Raw genomic sequence first — 14,101 nt, forward strand, 5'->3', positions numbered from 1 at the left:
CTCCATTTATAATTTTTCGATTATTGATGTTTTTCTTTTAGCCGCATCAAACTGCAGCAATTTCGTATGCCTCTTCACGTTTTTAACACGCCTAAAGCTTAATTTTCTACCGTCTGCATACAGTCCGGCTTTACGTTCCTGCTCTTTGTATTGCCCAAAATACGGCGAATTTGAAGTAAAGGAAATCAACTTATCTGACTCCGGTACATATTGAAACACTAGCGAATAGATATAGTGCAACGTCTGTCTTTTCGAAGGGTAATCCGATTTATCAAAATAGAGCGACATGATTGTGTAAGGTATTCCGTTCTTTATTAGCTCTACGCCACAAGCAATTGCAGTCGTGTCGTCTAACAGCGATATACTTACGTCAGTGATGTCTTTATTGAAGATCTTATCGGTCATTCGCATTCCCCTTATCCTTCTCGAGTCTAGCGAAAACTGCTGCCGTCCAATCTCTACTGTCATTCTTCTTCGCGTTCTGCTTTTTCTTTTTCAACTTTCGCTGGTTCCATTGCGTCATGTTGCCGAACCGGACATCACCGGAGCTTTTTCGTCCCATTACTTAGCACCTCGCTTTCGGTTGTTCGTTGCCTTTCGGTCGGCCACCATGCGGGGCAATAGAGCGTCGATTTGGCGGTTCGATAAGTAGCATCCGAACAGATACACGCTCTTTTGTCCGTTTTCATCAACTGTTACCTCGATCGGCTTTTTTCCGTTTCGTTTAATCTCAAAAGAATACATCGGCAAACCACTCATTGCGATTCCTCCTCCAATTTAAATAAGCCCGCTATCAGCCGGCCGTCTTTGATTACTTCTGCGATTAATTTGTATTTACTATCGGCCAGCAGGGTTTCGATTGCACCTCGCCGGTCGGTGTAGACGCTTTTCATGTGATTTCTTTCCGCATCTTCTCGAGCTCATGGACTGCGTGCTGGTTCGTCATCTGCCAAACTAAATCCTCGACAGGCTGCTTCGATTGGAACGCAAGATAATGAGCGAGCATCGCAAAATGTTCGTCCTTAAATCGATCATCATTGAAGAAGTGGCTGACAACCGGTAAGTCTCTTTTTCGCCCATTACATCCTGGACATGCAAGGACTAGATTCGAAATGTGATGACGTCCTTTGGCTCTACGAGGTATTACGTGCTCTAGGTGGAAAGCGCGGCCATCCGGTGATTCTTTAGCGTTACAGTAAATGCAGGTTCCCGAAAAAATATCAAATAGTGATTTAACTTCCTCGAGCGTGACCTCGATTTCTTCCCCGGCTTCGTTTGCGCGTTGACAAAGTTTGTAATAGGCGTAGGTTGCTTTATCGCGAGACTTACCTTTGCAGGTATAACAGCGATTAGTCCTTCCGTCTTTTACACGCTTATCAAGTTCAAACTCGGTGATTGATTTAGTTTCGTTACACAGGCGACATGTACGCTTCTCTTTAGACATTAGCGCACGCCCCCTTTAGTTCCGTTGATTTCATCACATTTTCGGCTGATTTCCTTGACGTCTTTCAGTATTGCGTTTAACTCTTTCAAAATGTTCTCCATCCCATTCCATCCCCTTAATAATCATTTTTTAAGTTTTAATTCTTTTTGAATCTCATCTAATACGGCTCTGATTTCGCGCTGAACGTATGTGTTTCCGGTCTGCTCAAGTATCGCTAAACCGACCAGGTAACTCGACAATGCCTCGGCTCTCCCATCCATCCCATCACCTCCCATTAATTATGTAGCGCCCATTAGAGGGTGCCTTGTAGTTCCTGCAACGCCTGAAGTATTACGTGGCGAATATACTTCTTTTGTAAGCCGGCTCCAGTTGTTGGCGAATATGCTACACAAAACTCCGTTGCCAATCGTTCCACTAGTTTGTATACTTTTTCCGAATCCAACTTCGCCAGTGTTTTGCGGTCAACCTTTTCGAGTGTTTCCTCGTAAGCGAGTGTCAGCAGCGAAAACTGGACTGGAGTTAATTCGGTGTGAGGCATTTCGTAGGTGAACACCCTTCTTCCGCCCCAATCCACGATATAGCCGGTCTGATTTTCGTTTAAATACGTGATTTTCACGCCCATTTTTTGATCCCTCCTTGACATCGATTTGTTTTTAGAGTAGATTATAATTAGGATAGTTTGCGTAAATTTTCATAAAACGCAAAAAAGGCCTTTTCATCGTAATCCAAGCGTGCCAGCTTCGCTTTTACTCGCGGAGTAACTTGCAGGCTTCCATTCTCTATGCGTCCGATTGTGGCGAGTGAAAGCCCTAAAGTGTTAGCAAACTCAGCCTGTGTTTGATTCGTGTAATACCTAAGTGCTCTAAACTTATCTCCGGTCATCATAATACCTCCTTTTATTACTTTCATTCCAAAATAATAACGGGCTAAAACGCCCTCTCCTATATATACACTTATTTACTGCACTTAAATTGCGATGCTCTTAAACGTTCCATCTTTAGCTTTCTATCACTATACTTATCTGCGAAATACTTCTCGACCGCCGCAGGATCCATGCGCGATTCTTCAACCGGTCCAAAACTATGTCCATGCCTGATTCCACGAAGCACTACTCGATCGCTACCATCCGTTGGTGTGTTTCTTGATTTCCTACGCCCGCCGTTACTTGTCTGTTGAGCACCTTGAATAAGCGCAAGTTTATCCGGCGCAAATGACTTCTCATGGCGATGATACTTAAGCATGTACGTTTCATTGGCGAAAAACGGGTACTCCAAGTGACCTGCGTAATAATCAGACATTTTAGAACTGCGCTTTTTCCTCGGGCTAACAAGTTCCTTATCGGCCTTTTTATTCTTCTTTGCGAAATTATCCTTGGCATACTTACAAGGCCGGCAGCACGTCTTCGCCCGGTTCGGCCTTGACTTATCACGGAACAGATAACCGCACCAATCGCAATTCTTCACACGGACGTCTTCCGTATCATGAAGCTTTCCCTTCATTAGACGTTGAATAACTGGCATAGCGTCCGTCATCATTATTCCTCGAGTGAATTGTTCAGCGAATTCGATAGCGCCTTCTCCTGGTTCTCTATATACTACTCTCTTCGTCTCCTCCATCATTAATTCCCCCATGTATTCCCTACGTATCAAAATGAACCGTAGGAGTATTTTTATTTGGTTTCTCTTTTCTTTTCTGCGATTAATACCTACCAATAGATGACGCCGTTATTTTTTTTTAAAAAATGACGGAATGTATATTTCTTTCGGTATATTTATATCGGTAAATTTATATAACGTATCAAAATGAACCGTAGCTACGTATCAAAATGAACTGTACCTACGTATCAAAATGAACCGTAGTCGATTATCCGGCTGCAAACCTCTTCTTACTCGTCTGCTCACTATCCTTAATTTTCGCAAGTCGTTCTTCTCTATATTTTTCGACTTCCGGAAACTTAGTGATTAACTCATCTACTGACTTGACTGGTTTATTAAATACGTAGACATTATTCGCTGCGATCGGAGAACGCTTCTTCTTAATAAGCTCGAGCGTCTCTAATGTCGTTATGCACCTTTTTACTGTAGATTCGCCTAGACCGGAATCCGCGGATAGTTGCCAAATGTTCGGGAAGGCATATCCATAGTTAGGGTTCCAGTAATCGAAAAGCAACTCGTATATTAATAGAGAGTTTCCGTTAAAATTCGGATGTTGCGTGTAAATCCTCCTTAGACTGTTGACGCTAGGAATGTAATGCTCAGTAATTTCGTACGGATATTTGTGTTCTCCCACGTAAATCCCTCCTTAATTTTCTTCCAAGAACTTGCGGCACTTATCTACATATTCATCGCCGAATAATTCTCGGAGTTTCTTATTTACTCTATCGCTGACATTCTTCTTTCCTTTTTCGATCATACACACCATCGGCTCACTGATACCCAACATTTCGCTGAGACTCTTCTGCGTTAACCCTCTTGACTGCCTGATGAATCGGAATAAATTTGAACTCATGTACATTTCCCCCTAGTTACGTATAATTTTCTTAACCCCCACGTAAAACAAAAACAGAAAGCGAACCATGGGAGTAATCCGCCTTCTTACTTATGCACTTATTTACTGCACTTAAATAATGGGTTTGACATATACTATTTCAAGGTGTAATATAGTAGTATAAGATAGGTTTAATATGGTCAAAAATGGTCAATCTGTTATAGAACCCTTTTAAATCCGTCTAGAGGGCTCTCAGAGCGATTCTAAGCGTTTTGGCTACTATACCCTTAAAAAGGAGTTACAGACCCGTTTACGCCTATTCTACACGGTTAAAAACAACCTCAAATCGTTTTTGCTCGCCAGACAGGTTAGAAATGAGACTTTGTGAATAAATTCACGAAACCTCAAAACTCCTCTCACTATAACCATTCAAAAAGTTTGTGAATTACCAAAAATTAGGGATAAAAATGACAATAGTCCTACTGTTTGTGACAACTTTGTGAACAAAACTTCCGATAACCCATTAAAAAAGGTACTAAAGTACTACAATTACACTGTGCGTCCACACGTTAAAGCGTTAAATTTCACAATCTCCTGTACCAATTCGACCGGTACAGATTTTTTATTTTCCTCTATAACAGAAAGCCCGCGCCAATCAGCGCAAGCCCTCTACTCCCATTTCCGCAGCTACCTCTTCGACTGTCATACTTATGTTTACTTGCTGACGGATTTCGAAACTGGCCCGTAGCGCTCCCTCGTACCTTACCTCGATCTCATTCAACGCTTGTTTAGCCATACTATTAAACGGCTTAAGCCTCGCCATTTCATCTTTTACACACCTTCTACGAGTCAATGCCGCTTTGAGTCTGAGCGTGCAGGCAATGGCGTCCAGATCCTCTTCGCTTGTACACTCTATTTCGTGATATATGTTGCTTATCTGCCGGTCGAGCACCGACAACATCATCCCAAGCTTCTTAAATGTCTCGCGAACCTCTGTGTATGTATCGATCAATCTACGATGGTAAACGTCAGAAATAAAATCCTGCATTTTCGTAACCTCCGATTTTATTAGTTTGATAGTTTCGCCTCATACTTCTCCAACGGCAGGTCGACCAACGTCTAAGGTTGCCGTCTCACACGCTCGTCCAACTGTCGCGATGAGTTAAACGGGGGACCGATGCGCCCTGCCTCCGCGCACCGACCGTCCGTAAACTTACCTTGCTACTTTCCTGATGTATTCTAAAAGCGTGAGCTGCTCGATTTGGTCTGCCGGAACCTTATCGCCAAGCTCCATATTGTGATATGCGTCGAGATAAACGTGATTGCCGTCAACGTAACCTCGAACAATGATTCGGAAATACATTTCAAACGGATAATCAAACATTAATACGTTGCCATCAATTAATGTCGCCTGTTCGTCCGGTGCTTGAGGATCGTCAGTATAATGAACCGTTACCTTACGCGTCATTCAGACCACCCGAAACGCTCAATTAGCATTAGGAGACTGCCAAGAGACATATCCGGATTATCGATAAGAGCTCGCGTCTCTTTGTTAGCTTTGAACGAAATGAGGTCGTTAAGCATCTCATAGTGGCCTTTGTATTTATTACTCGGCAAAAGAGTTCCTAAGAAAAGCACGCCTTCGATTTCCGTGCAGTAGTACGACCCCATATCGCTGACTAAGTGACTGCGAAAATATTCCGGTTGATCCAACTCGACCTCTAATACGACTGAAACGATTTTACGATTACCCATTTAATTTTCCTCCTTTAAAGTTCCGCTGCGATCCATGCCGACAAAATAACCGATTAAATAACTTCCGAACAACGAAAAACCAATTGCTGCTATCATTTTTCAATTCCTCCTATTATCGATTCCCTTACCTGAGCGAGCGCCAAGACGTCTCTCTCATCGAGCACAACGTAGTCACCTGCCGTGATTAACTTGCCGTCGATTGTCGACACGGTACCATTAGGATAAACGTGAACGACCTGCCAAATGAACCTTTCTTTAGCTTCGTAGATGTGATCGCCAGGATTAACACCTGCGACAACTTCACCGCCGTCCCAATTGACAAGATAGCTAATGAACTCCGGAAAAGTCATTTTCGCAAGCTTCACCGCCTCAAGATTCTGCGGTAAATTAAAGGCGTTCATGTCGAGTGATAAAACACTGTAGTCATCTTCGCAATCTACAACTATTCGCCCCTCCTCTTCCTTATAAGTCCAAACCGCTAGGCCAGTGTCGCCAATCAGCAAAAGAAGATCCTCGTCGATGATTAAGCCTTGCATGATTTCCGTGAACTTACGCTTTTCACACATACAATACACATCTGTCGGTTTCATGTTGTCATCCTTCCATATCCACGATTGAGTATTACCGATTCGGTATGACTTTATTATATACACGTTACGGTCATACCGTCAACACAATTTTTATCTTTTTTTATTTAAATTAATTATGTATAATAAAATCATAAGTAATTGATCGGGGATGATACTGTGGGGTTAAAGTTTAAACTAGGCGAGATTCTTGCTGATATGGATATGGCTAAAAATAGATTAGCTGTAGAAGGAAAGATAAGACCAGCCACTATAGCGAAATATGTGGAAGGTAAGATGGGAAGAATTGAAGTAGAAACGCTAGTTGCCATTTTGAATACGTTAAACGATCTAGCGCCTATCGTGGAAAAAGAAAACGCAGAGGATCCGAAGAAAAAGCCATATACTGCGAAGCAATATTCTTTAGAGGATATAATCGAATATAAATACGACGGCGCCAATTAAGGCGTCTTTTATTATGCGCAAAATAAAGAGGCCGCCTCGGCAGCCCCTACATTATTATCGCGAAGAGTAATAGAATCGCCCCGCATATCAGCCAGTCGATGTCCCTATCGTCTACCACGTTATAACTATTGTATGATCCGCGAATCTTCTTCAGCTTAATTGAGCGCGAACGATATGGATCCGCCTGTCGCCTTGATGACTCCCTCGCGAATCGACCCTTCTCGTCGCGTGTTCTCTCCTTGCGTTGTGGCTCCTGCTGCTCCGGCTCTACTGACGTCAACAACCTCGCTAAAACTTGCTTCTCTTCCATCGATAACATGTGACGTCCCTCCCTCTTCCATTTCCGTAGGCTCCTGCGACTGCCATAAAGCCGATTGATTAGGTGACCACTTAGGGCGGGGAAGAAGGACGTCTGCATACTTATATTCGCTGAGGATCGCATTGTATTCCGGCGAGTTAGCAGCTACGAATAAAGCCAGGCGAATGATTTGATTACGGTCTAAAGTGGTCGCATGGAATACCTCCTCAATATATGTCTTATAAATCTCCGCGTAACGAACGGTCGGTCTATACATACGAAAACACTCCTTTAGGTTAGCGATAGTCTATCATATGCAGAGACGTCTAAAGTATGACCGAATAAGTTTAACCGGTGAGTGACGTCAGGGCATAAAAAAAACGCCCGTAGAGGATCCACGGACGCCGGCGTTCTTCACTGCCAACTTATGCGATAGATTGTGAAATGTTGCTAGTCTAGCGAAAAGACGTCAGGATACTGCTCGCCCAATTCGTTCGACAATCTGCGCGTTACTTTGTGATTTTTCTTTTTAGTATATCAACAAATTTAATACAATCTTGGTTTCTTGTTTCGTATTTTGAATAGCGATGGTTAAAATCGTTGTTTTTATTTACCGATATGGGCTCACGATTCTTAAAAGTAACTTGAACCAAACTTGGCAAAGTGTCTGTAGAGTTAATATCAACAAAAACTTCTTTGACCGCGGTAACTTCTCTGTAAGGGATAAAGGAAATTTCAACATCAAAAGGAGCCAATCTACCATCTTCCTGGTACCCATCTTCGACGATGTCTTTTTTTATGACCTCAATCCCATCTTCTAAGAGAACCACCAAAGTATCTTGCTGCTCCTCGCTCGTAACGGTCTTTTCAATTGCGACCAGCATATCTTTTCCTTCATACCTGTCTTGGAGCGCCGCGGCAAACTTCCTAATTATAAATGAATTATAATTATTCAATCGATCTAACCCTGTAAATCTTTCTGTACGTTCCATATTTTCATCACCTCCAATAATAGTATTTCGACATATTCCTTTATTTTCCTTCTATCTAAATAACAAAAAGAACGCCTCCCGTTATAGGCGTTCTTTTTGTTAGATGCGATATTTATTTAACTCGCATTTTCCAACCTATCGGACTGCTTGCGAATTAGCTCGTTTCTTTCACGACCAATATCTATTAACGTCCCTATCCCCATAAACAGCGCCCCGACTGCCACGCCTGATACAACCGATATAATGGCCGTGTTAATCATTCCGCGATACAATGTTACTTGCGCAAGATACTCAAGATCATCATACGAGGCCATCTTTTTCGCAAATCCATAAGCGTCCCAGTCTACTCCGTTTAAAGATGCAAATGCTCCAATTACTCCCGCTACAATAAAGGCGATTCCGACCTTGCCTATCCAGTTTCCCATTATTTCACTCCTATACCTTTTATTAGTCCAATCATACTACGGGAAAAGATATTAGCCAACAGTTATTTTTATGCCGATAATCGCATGATGACGCGGTTTTTCCGTGTTTTATTCCGTCTTACTTCCGTCAAGTTACCGCCAGTTAGAGTAGTTCTATCGCCTTGTTAATCGGAATATATTGGTATTATCACGGAAAGGAGTTGGCGACAACATGAGCGGCTACAAGACAGGTAACTCCGGCTCGCTTTACGATTATGATCCGAGCATGAATACGAAGGAATGTAACGAATGCCGGCAACGATTGAGCGACAATGAGACGTATGAGGCTTACGGAAGGATATACTGCGGAACATGTTATCAATCGCAATGACGTAAATTAATCTTCGCAAATTGTTGCAATTTTAATTGCGTAGTTGTTATACTAGTCGTGTTAAGTTCATAAGAAAAAAAAGACCGCTAATGTCCCTACAACACTAACGGTCAGTATTAAAGAGTTATTTGCTACCAGGCGATGACTCTTTTTTATTTTCTCCGTCATTATCTCCGTCAGACTTATCGATACGTCTCGCTAAAAACAACGTATAACCAAGTCCTGTCAAATTTTCGATACGATCAAATACGAAACTCCATAACTCTAAATCTAGCATTAATTCACCCCTCTATCGCCAAATTGGATTAGAAATAATATCCAAAGAATACGATATCACTACTCTATTAGAAATGCAATAAAGTAACACAACATATAGTGTGCAAAAAATTATTCAACACACCCTATATTGTGTTTCGGGTCAATAGGTACTTTGTTTGTCAAATCAGTAATTCTGAGAAAAAGAGAGCATGAGGGCCATATTCGGTAATTGATTGCAGTTCTTCAAATAATTTAACTATATACGGTGTTTTTCAACCGGAAAGATAATACACCCCGATGTTAAAAAATTGCGCGCTAATTCCAAACGTCAGACAAGGGCCGGGCGAGGGGGTGGCCTTGGGGTCAGCGATTTTTCTATGCATTTTAGTGAATATTATATTCATTTCTACTTAACATAATAAAAATTCGAGGAAGTTAAACCGACTAACAAACGTTGATTTAATGCGATTTCACAATCTATCGATTCAACCGTTTATACACGATTCTATACATCGTTGATCTGACGCATGTTTGAGCGCCAAGCAAAGTATGTGAATCACTATTATTTCCCGGCATACTGCATACTACAACCCCGTGAGTTCCGGCAGCCCTTCCGCCCCAGCACCCTCGTGCAGGTGTAATCACTTCCGCATTCTCTATCCGCCAACATGTAAAGGCGGTAACCTTGACGCATCCCATTACGTTGCCTTACGCAATCCCACGTTCTCCAATCCGCATAACTCTATAAATAATATCGCATACCCCACAATGTAATACCCCCTCCCCTATCGTGCTATATGAACCCTCGGTATGGCAGTATTTCGGAAGTGTTCGGAAGGCCACGCGCAAGCTCCTCCGTGCAGGTGTAGGCAATGATATAATCGCAGTAAGGAGGCGATACATATGAGCGACCATACCGACCTATTATCCGGACCCTTCACGCTAGAATTCGCCCAGGCGCACTTGTTACCGGATGAGGCTATCGTTACTTGCGATGACAGTACGTACTACATTGTGCGGATAGGTGACTGCGATAAGGTTGAACATGAGGGCTACCGCAGAGTTAAATAAATCGCAGCGAAATGGTATTGCCTATTGTAACGAAAAGGTGCTATCGGTTATAATGGCATTAATCGAAAAAGAGTGGCGGAATGAAAACGGCAGCGCATCGGGCCTCTTTCCGTTAACTTAACGTCTAATACATACGGAGACATGCGGCAACTGGCTGGCAGCCAAAAGGTCAGCGGTTCGATCCCGCTATGCTCCATACATAAAGAGGCGTCCTTATTTGTAAATAAGGACGCCTTTTTTTATGTTTTTAGATGATTGGCGGTTCATCGATTCAGTGACAATGTATGTACGACCGTCGATACTATAACACATGAAGAGATAACGTCTATATATATAAATAACATAGGGTCCGGACGTTTAATCGGAATCTTTTTTCACCATCAATAAATTGACTTTTCTGAATTCTATAAGTAACATTTTCCTTATAAGGAAAAGCTCGCCGATTACATACGCTTCCTTCTTATTATTTGCACCTGTTCCGGCAAAGGAGAAAGGAGAAGAATACCATGAATCAGTATGGAAACCATGTCCAAAATGAAATCTATCAGAGGAAGGTCCGTCCCTCCATTCCATTCCGGCTTGAAGAGCTTGAAAGAAAGGCCCGGGAAAAGCTTGAAGACGGTCCTTATTATTATGTAGCGGGAGGTGCGGGCGGTGAAGATACGATGCGCGCCAAAAGAAATGCCTTCGACCGCTGGCAGATTGTTCCCCGTATGCTGAACAACGTTGAAAACCGTGATCTGAAGGTGACTGTCTTGGGAGAAGTCTACTCCTCCCCTCTTATGCTCGCTCCCATCGGAGTCCAATCCATCGTTCACCCTGATGGGGAACTCGCGTCTGCACGTGCGGCATCATCCATGAATGTTCCGTTCATTGCAAGCTCAGCCTCTACTTACTCCATGGAGGAAATCGCTTCTGTCATGGGTAACTCCCCAAGATGGTTTCAGCTTTATTGGAGCAACGAACGTGAGATTGCAGCCAGTATGCTGAGGAGGGCTGAAGCGTCCGGATACTCCGCTATCGTCGTTACTCTTGATGCTGCGATGATGGCATGGCGTGAATCAGACCTTGAAAACGCGTATCTTCCCTTTCTGTCAGGAGAAGGAGTCGGGAATTATGTGAGCGACCCTGTCTTTCGTTCAATGCTGAAAGATCCCCCTGAAGTTGACGCGAAGGCAGCTGCCACCCTATGGGCCAAAGTGTTTGGCAATGCCAGTTTGACGTGGGATGACCTGGAGTTCCTGCGAGATCATACAAGCCTGCCAATTCTTCTTAAAGGAATTCTACACCCCGATGACGCAAAGCTTGCCATCGATCACGGAATGGATGGGATTATTGTATCCAATCATGGTGGAAGGCAGGTTGACGGGGCCGTTGGAGCTTTAGACTCATTGCCGATGATATGTCAGGTTGTGAATGGACGGATCCCTGTACTATTTGACAGTGGAATCCGACGGGGTGCGGATATAGTGAAAGCATTGGCCCTGGGAGCGAGTTCCGTTCTCTTAGGCAGACCCTATATGTATGGATTGACCCTGGCTGGTGAACAAGGGGTGAAGGATGTCATCCGGAATGTACTGGCAGATCTCGATTTGACGATGGCCCTTTCCGGTCAAGCATCCGTTTCTGAATTAGATCCATCACTCCTGACTGACGTGAAAGACGCATCAATTCCTTCAAGGATAGGAAGACCGGATTCACAATCTGCGGGAATGAAGTCATAATGAATCAGCCTCTGTCTTACACTGACAGGGGCTTTTTTGTTCAGTTCATTTGTGTCCCTAGAAATCATTCTCCATCAAAACTGCATTTATGACAAACCATCACCAATACTAAAAGATACGATGAAATTTCCCATCCTCCCCCGTTCCTGACATGGTATACTTTCATGTACAAAGGGGTTGATAATTTTGGAAAAATATCCAGTATTTGAAACGGAGAGAATATTACTAAGGCAAATCACTTTGCAAGATGTCGATTTTCTTTATGGACTCTATACTTCCGGGGACGTTCTCCGATATTTCGGAATGAGTCCGATCGATTCGAGAGAAGTGGCGGTAAGTATGGTCGACAACTACGAAAAGCACCTGGAAACAGGTGGTCCCATGCGCTGGGCCATCGAGGAGAAGCATTCGAATAAGATGATCGGGACATGTGGCTTCCACGGCATTTCGAAAGCGTATAAGCGCTGCGAAATCGGATATGACCTTAGCCCTGATCACTGGGGTAAAGGAACCATGGGTGAGGCACTCTCCCCGTTACTCAGCTACCTATTTGCAGATAAAGGAATGAATCGTGTAGGGGCAGTGATCGTTCCTTATAATAAGGCTTCATCACGAGTAGTTGAAAAACTCGGTTTCAAACAAGAAGGCTTACTAAGGGAATATATCCTTCAGGATGATCAAGTATATGATGCATATATGTACAGTTTATTGAAGAAAGAATGGCTTTCAGAGTTTTAGACGAACTTGAATAGGCAATAATGGTCAGTGCAGATGAAAAAGGAGCTGGTAGTATGGTGCAGCAAATGTTTCATGGATTCTTGCGCTGGCCTTTAGTTATACGAATATTTACAATCGCCATTACGTTGATGCTTTCATTTGGAACGATCATTCATTTCATAGAGCCCGATACCTTCCCTTCCTTATTCGATGGGATCTGGTGGGCGATTATTACGACTTCCACGGTGGGTTATGGGGATTTTGTTCCTACATCATTTGAAGGCAGATTGATTGGCATTGTTCTCATCCTTGTAGGTGCAGGCTTTCTTTCAACTTATTTTGTCACACTTGCAGCGGAAACGGTCATGACACAAAATGCCTATCTGGAAGGAAGAGCTGCCTTTAAGGGAAAAGAGCATGTCGTCATAGTAGGCTGGAATGAACGAACGCGGGAAGTGATTAACCAGCTGACTTCTCTTCAATCCCAGTGTGATATCATTCTTGTCGATGAAACCCTTCAAAAGAACCCCTATAATAATAACCATATTCATTTCGTTAGAGGAACACCTTTTAAAGATGCAATTTTGAACAAAGTGAACCTTCATGAAGCTTCGATTGCCATTATCACTGCAGACCAAAATAAAGATGAGATGACAGCAGACATGAATTCTGTCTTAACACTCCTCGCGATAAAGGGGAATCATCCTGCTTTATACACGGTCGTGGAAATCCTCCAGAAGGATCAAGTGGCCAATGCCAAACGCGCTGGAGCCGATGAAGTAATACAAACAAATATGCAAACCAGCTACGTGATGATGAACAGCATCATTTCTCAAGGGATGTCTAAGACGATTTTAAAGCTGTTGAACCACCTTAAAGGAAATAACCTGAAGCTGATCCCTGTTTCCGTTGAATACATCAATGAAAATTTCCATTCATTGAGTGCACACCTTCTGAAGAACAATATTATCTTATTAGGCATAAAAAAAGGAGAAAACACGACTGTGAATCCTCCTTTGACGACTTTGGTTGAAGAAACGGATGAACTGCTTGTGATCTCTAACTAGAGAATAAAACGTTCTCCAGCTCTTTTACAAGTTCTTTCCCGACTTCAATATATTCTTCCGGGAAGCTTGCATCGGGATCTTGTGGTTCGGAAAATTGATTGACCGAGCCTGAGAAGGTTCCGGTTGATGCGTTATCGTCCAAGCCACGCTGGTATTTATGAGAGAGAAGGAACGGTTTACCGAACTCAACCGTGGCCCCCCTTGAATCCAATTGACCGTCAACAGACGTAAACGGCACTCTCAAATATTGGTAGCCAACTTCGTCATCAATTTTGTAATCAAAATAGCCGTGATCATAATCCCAATTACCACCTATCGAATATCCAAGCGGCTTTAATAGCTGTTCAAGCTTATACAGTTGGTAATGCTGTCCTTCAATGTTAGATGAAAGCTCTATCACGTGGATCCATCCCCTTTCTTTTAGGGATAGTTTCTCCTAAAGTGAAAGAAAAATGTAAAAAG

At 42.9% G+C, this 14,101-nt stretch carries 23 protein-coding genes; 4 read left to right on the forward strand and 19 right to left on the reverse strand.

Going from position 1 to position 14,101, the window contains the following annotated elements; all coding sequences use genetic code 11:
• Positions 1 to 6 precede the first annotated feature (6 nt).
• The 14 genes from FZC88_RS12950 to FZC88_RS13005 all read right to left on the reverse strand — a co-directional run bounded on the left by FZC88_RS12950 (position 7) and on the right by FZC88_RS13005 (position 6,339).
• Positions 7 to 405, reverse strand: coding sequence for a hypothetical protein (locus tag FZC88_RS12950; protein WP_148995219.1), 399 nt, complete (start codon positions 403 to 405; stop codon positions 7 to 9).
• Positions 395 to 562, reverse strand: a complete 168-nt coding sequence (locus FZC88_RS24060) for a hypothetical protein (RefSeq protein ID WP_187443619.1) — start codon at positions 560 to 562, stop codon at positions 395 to 397. The genes FZC88_RS12950 and FZC88_RS24060 overlap by 11 nt, the downstream gene beginning before the upstream one ends.
• A complete protein-coding gene (locus tag FZC88_RS12955) occupies positions 562 to 759 on the reverse strand; it encodes a hypothetical protein (protein WP_148995220.1) in 198 nt (65 codons plus the stop codon). The genes FZC88_RS24060 and FZC88_RS12955 overlap by 1 nt, the downstream gene beginning before the upstream one ends.
• Before the next feature lie 130 nt (positions 760 to 889).
• Positions 890 to 1,444: an HNH endonuclease gene (locus FZC88_RS12960; protein ID WP_148995221.1), complete on the reverse strand. Its 555-nt coding sequence runs from the start codon at positions 1,442 to 1,444 to the stop codon at positions 890 to 892.
• Positions 1,445 to 1,566: 122 nt separating this feature from the next.
• Positions 1,567 to 1,704, reverse strand: a complete 138-nt coding sequence (locus FZC88_RS24065; RefSeq protein WP_187443620.1) for a hypothetical protein — start codon at positions 1,702 to 1,704, stop codon at positions 1,567 to 1,569.
• Between the two features lie 32 nt (positions 1,705 to 1,736).
• Positions 1,737 to 2,066 carry a hypothetical protein gene (locus FZC88_RS12965; protein WP_148995222.1) on the reverse strand — a complete coding sequence of 110 codons (330 nt, stop codon included), beginning with the start codon at positions 2,064 to 2,066 and terminating at the stop codon, positions 1,737 to 1,739.
• A gap of 47 nt (positions 2,067 to 2,113) precedes the next feature.
• Complete coding sequence (locus tag FZC88_RS12970; RefSeq protein WP_148995223.1) at positions 2,114 to 2,326, reverse strand: helix-turn-helix domain-containing protein; 213 nt, start codon at positions 2,324 to 2,326, stop codon at positions 2,114 to 2,116.
• Positions 2,327 to 2,397: 71 nt separating this feature from the next.
• On the reverse strand, positions 2,398 to 3,060 hold the full coding sequence (locus FZC88_RS12975) for a hypothetical protein (protein WP_187443621.1): 663 nt from the start codon (positions 3,058 to 3,060) through the stop codon (positions 2,398 to 2,400).
• A 247-nt stretch (positions 3,061 to 3,307) separates the two neighbouring features.
• On the reverse strand, positions 3,308 to 3,733 hold the full coding sequence (locus FZC88_RS12980) for a helix-turn-helix domain-containing protein (RefSeq protein ID WP_187443622.1): 426 nt from the start codon (positions 3,731 to 3,733) through the stop codon (positions 3,308 to 3,310).
• Between the two features lie 12 nt (positions 3,734 to 3,745).
• A complete protein-coding gene (locus tag FZC88_RS12985; RefSeq protein WP_187443623.1) occupies positions 3,746 to 3,952 on the reverse strand; it encodes a helix-turn-helix domain-containing protein in 207 nt (68 codons plus the stop codon).
• A 634-nt stretch (positions 3,953 to 4,586) separates the two neighbouring features.
• Complete coding sequence (locus FZC88_RS12990) at positions 4,587 to 4,979, reverse strand: hypothetical protein (RefSeq protein WP_148995227.1); 393 nt, start codon at positions 4,977 to 4,979, stop codon at positions 4,587 to 4,589.
• Positions 4,980 to 5,144: 165 nt separating this feature from the next.
• Entirely contained in the window at positions 5,145 to 5,399 is a 255-nt protein-coding gene (locus tag FZC88_RS12995; protein WP_148995228.1) for a hypothetical protein, read from the reverse strand.
• Positions 5,396 to 5,686 carry a hypothetical protein gene (locus FZC88_RS13000; RefSeq protein ID WP_148995229.1) on the reverse strand — a complete coding sequence of 97 codons (291 nt, stop codon included), beginning with the start codon at positions 5,684 to 5,686 and terminating at the stop codon, positions 5,396 to 5,398. The genes FZC88_RS12995 and FZC88_RS13000 overlap by 4 nt, the downstream gene beginning before the upstream one ends.
• Before the next feature lie 92 nt (positions 5,687 to 5,778).
• Complete coding sequence (locus FZC88_RS13005; protein ID WP_148995230.1) at positions 5,779 to 6,339, reverse strand: hypothetical protein; 561 nt, start codon at positions 6,337 to 6,339, stop codon at positions 5,779 to 5,781.
• Positions 6,340 to 6,432: 93 nt separating this feature from the next.
• Here FZC88_RS13005 and FZC88_RS13010 point away from each other — a divergent pair, with 93 nt between their 5' ends.
• Positions 6,433 to 6,717 (forward strand): helix-turn-helix domain-containing protein, encoded by a 285-nt coding sequence (locus FZC88_RS13010; RefSeq protein WP_148995231.1) that lies wholly within the window; start codon positions 6,433 to 6,435, stop codon positions 6,715 to 6,717.
• A 155-nt stretch (positions 6,718 to 6,872) separates the two neighbouring features.
• Here FZC88_RS13010 and FZC88_RS13015 read toward each other — a convergent pair whose 3' ends face one another.
• The 4 genes from FZC88_RS13015 to FZC88_RS24070 form a co-directional block, all read right to left on the reverse strand.
• Positions 6,873 to 7,292 carry a hypothetical protein gene (locus FZC88_RS13015; protein WP_148995232.1) on the reverse strand — a complete coding sequence of 140 codons (420 nt, stop codon included), beginning with the start codon at positions 7,290 to 7,292 and terminating at the stop codon, positions 6,873 to 6,875.
• 232 nt (positions 7,293 to 7,524) lie between these two features.
• Positions 7,525 to 8,007 (reverse strand): hypothetical protein, encoded by a 483-nt coding sequence (locus FZC88_RS13020; RefSeq protein ID WP_148995233.1) that lies wholly within the window; start codon positions 8,005 to 8,007, stop codon positions 7,525 to 7,527.
• Positions 8,008 to 8,123: 116 nt separating this feature from the next.
• A complete protein-coding gene (locus tag FZC88_RS13025; RefSeq protein ID WP_148995234.1) occupies positions 8,124 to 8,432 on the reverse strand; it encodes a hypothetical protein in 309 nt (102 codons plus the stop codon).
• Between the two features lie 494 nt (positions 8,433 to 8,926).
• Positions 8,927 to 9,079 carry a hypothetical protein gene (locus FZC88_RS24070; protein WP_187443624.1) on the reverse strand — a complete coding sequence of 51 codons (153 nt, stop codon included), beginning with the start codon at positions 9,077 to 9,079 and terminating at the stop codon, positions 8,927 to 8,929.
• A 1,558-nt stretch (positions 9,080 to 10,637) separates the two neighbouring features.
• Here FZC88_RS24070 and FZC88_RS13030 point away from each other — a divergent pair.
• The 3 genes from FZC88_RS13030 (at position 10,638) to FZC88_RS13040 (ending at position 13,639) form a co-directional block, all read left to right on the forward strand.
• Positions 10,638 to 11,855, forward strand: a complete 1,218-nt coding sequence (locus tag FZC88_RS13030; protein WP_148995235.1) for a lactate 2-monooxygenase — start codon at positions 10,638 to 10,640, stop codon at positions 11,853 to 11,855.
• A 186-nt stretch (positions 11,856 to 12,041) separates the two neighbouring features.
• Positions 12,042 to 12,593 (forward strand): GNAT family N-acetyltransferase, encoded by a 552-nt coding sequence (locus FZC88_RS13035; RefSeq protein ID WP_187443625.1) that lies wholly within the window; start codon positions 12,042 to 12,044, stop codon positions 12,591 to 12,593.
• A gap of 53 nt (positions 12,594 to 12,646) precedes the next feature.
• Positions 12,647 to 13,639: a potassium channel family protein gene (locus FZC88_RS13040; RefSeq protein WP_148970715.1), complete on the forward strand. Its 993-nt coding sequence runs from the start codon at positions 12,647 to 12,649 to the stop codon at positions 13,637 to 13,639.
• Here FZC88_RS13040 and FZC88_RS13045 read toward each other — a convergent pair.
• The gene (locus tag FZC88_RS13045; RefSeq protein ID WP_148970716.1) at positions 13,632 to 14,039 is read right to left on the reverse strand and encodes a YugN-like family protein; all 408 of its coding nucleotides are present in this window, start codon (positions 14,037 to 14,039) and stop codon (positions 13,632 to 13,634) included. The two genes, FZC88_RS13040 and FZC88_RS13045, sit on opposite strands and share 8 nt — an antisense overlap.
• Positions 14,040 to 14,101: the final 62 nt, after the last annotated feature.

It is taken from the genome of Rossellomorea aquimaris, from assembly GCF_008180865.1.
Classification (GTDB): Bacteria; Bacillota; Bacilli; order Bacillales; family Bacillaceae_B; genus Rossellomorea; species Rossellomorea yichunensis.

Bases quoted from the DNA above. Each gene is read 5' to 3' on its own strand.
- FZC88_RS12965 (WP_148995222.1), bottom strand. From the start codon at position 2,066: ATGGGCGTGAAAATCACGTATTTAAACGAAAATCAGACCGGCTATATC.
- FZC88_RS13000 (WP_148995229.1), bottom strand. From the start codon at position 5,686: ATGGGTAATCGTAAAATCGTTTCAGTCGTATTAGAGGTCGAGTTGGAT.
- FZC88_RS13020 (WP_148995233.1), bottom strand. From the start codon at position 8,007: ATGGAACGTACAGAAAGATTTACAGGGTTAGATCGATTGAATAATTAT.
- FZC88_RS12990 (WP_148995227.1), bottom strand. From the start codon at position 4,979: ATGCAGGATTTTATTTCTGACGTTTACCATCGTAGATTGATCGATACA.
- FZC88_RS12985 (WP_187443623.1), bottom strand. From the start codon at position 3,952: ATGAGTTCAAATTTATTCCGATTCATCAGGCAGTCAAGAGGGTTAACG.
- FZC88_RS13025 (WP_148995234.1), bottom strand. From the start codon at position 8,432: ATGGGAAACTGGATAGGCAAGGTCGGAATCGCCTTTATTGTAGCGGGA.
- FZC88_RS24060 (WP_187443619.1), bottom strand. From the start codon at position 562: ATGGGACGAAAAAGCTCCGGTGATGTCCGGTTCGGCAACATGACGCAA.
- FZC88_RS12995 (WP_148995228.1), bottom strand. From the start codon at position 5,399: ATGACGCGTAAGGTAACGGTTCATTATACTGACGATCCTCAAGCACCG.
- FZC88_RS24070 (WP_187443624.1), bottom strand. From the start codon at position 9,079: ATGCTAGATTTAGAGTTATGGAGTTTCGTATTTGATCGTATCGAAAAT.
- FZC88_RS12950 (WP_148995219.1), bottom strand. From the start codon at position 405: ATGACCGATAAGATCTTCAATAAAGACATCACTGACGTAAGTATATCG.
- FZC88_RS12960 (WP_148995221.1), bottom strand. From the start codon at position 1,444: ATGTCTAAAGAGAAGCGTACATGTCGCCTGTGTAACGAAACTAAATCA.
- FZC88_RS13015 (WP_148995232.1), bottom strand. From the start codon at position 7,292: ATGTATAGACCGACCGTTCGTTACGCGGAGATTTATAAGACATATATT.
- FZC88_RS12975 (WP_187443621.1), bottom strand. From the start codon at position 3,060: ATGGAGGAGACGAAGAGAGTAGTATATAGAGAACCAGGAGAAGGCGCT.
- FZC88_RS24065 (WP_187443620.1), bottom strand. From the start codon at position 1,704: ATGGATGGGAGAGCCGAGGCATTGTCGAGTTACCTGGTCGGTTTAGCG.
- FZC88_RS12955 (WP_148995220.1), bottom strand. From the start codon at position 759: ATGAGTGGTTTGCCGATGTATTCTTTTGAGATTAAACGAAACGGAAAA.
- FZC88_RS13030 (WP_148995235.1), top strand. From the start codon at position 10,638: ATGAATCAGTATGGAAACCATGTCCAAAATGAAATCTATCAGAGGAAG.
- FZC88_RS13040 (WP_148970715.1), top strand. From the start codon at position 12,647: ATGGTGCAGCAAATGTTTCATGGATTCTTGCGCTGGCCTTTAGTTATA.
- FZC88_RS12970 (WP_148995223.1), bottom strand. From the start codon at position 2,326: ATGACCGGAGATAAGTTTAGAGCACTTAGGTATTACACGAATCAAACA.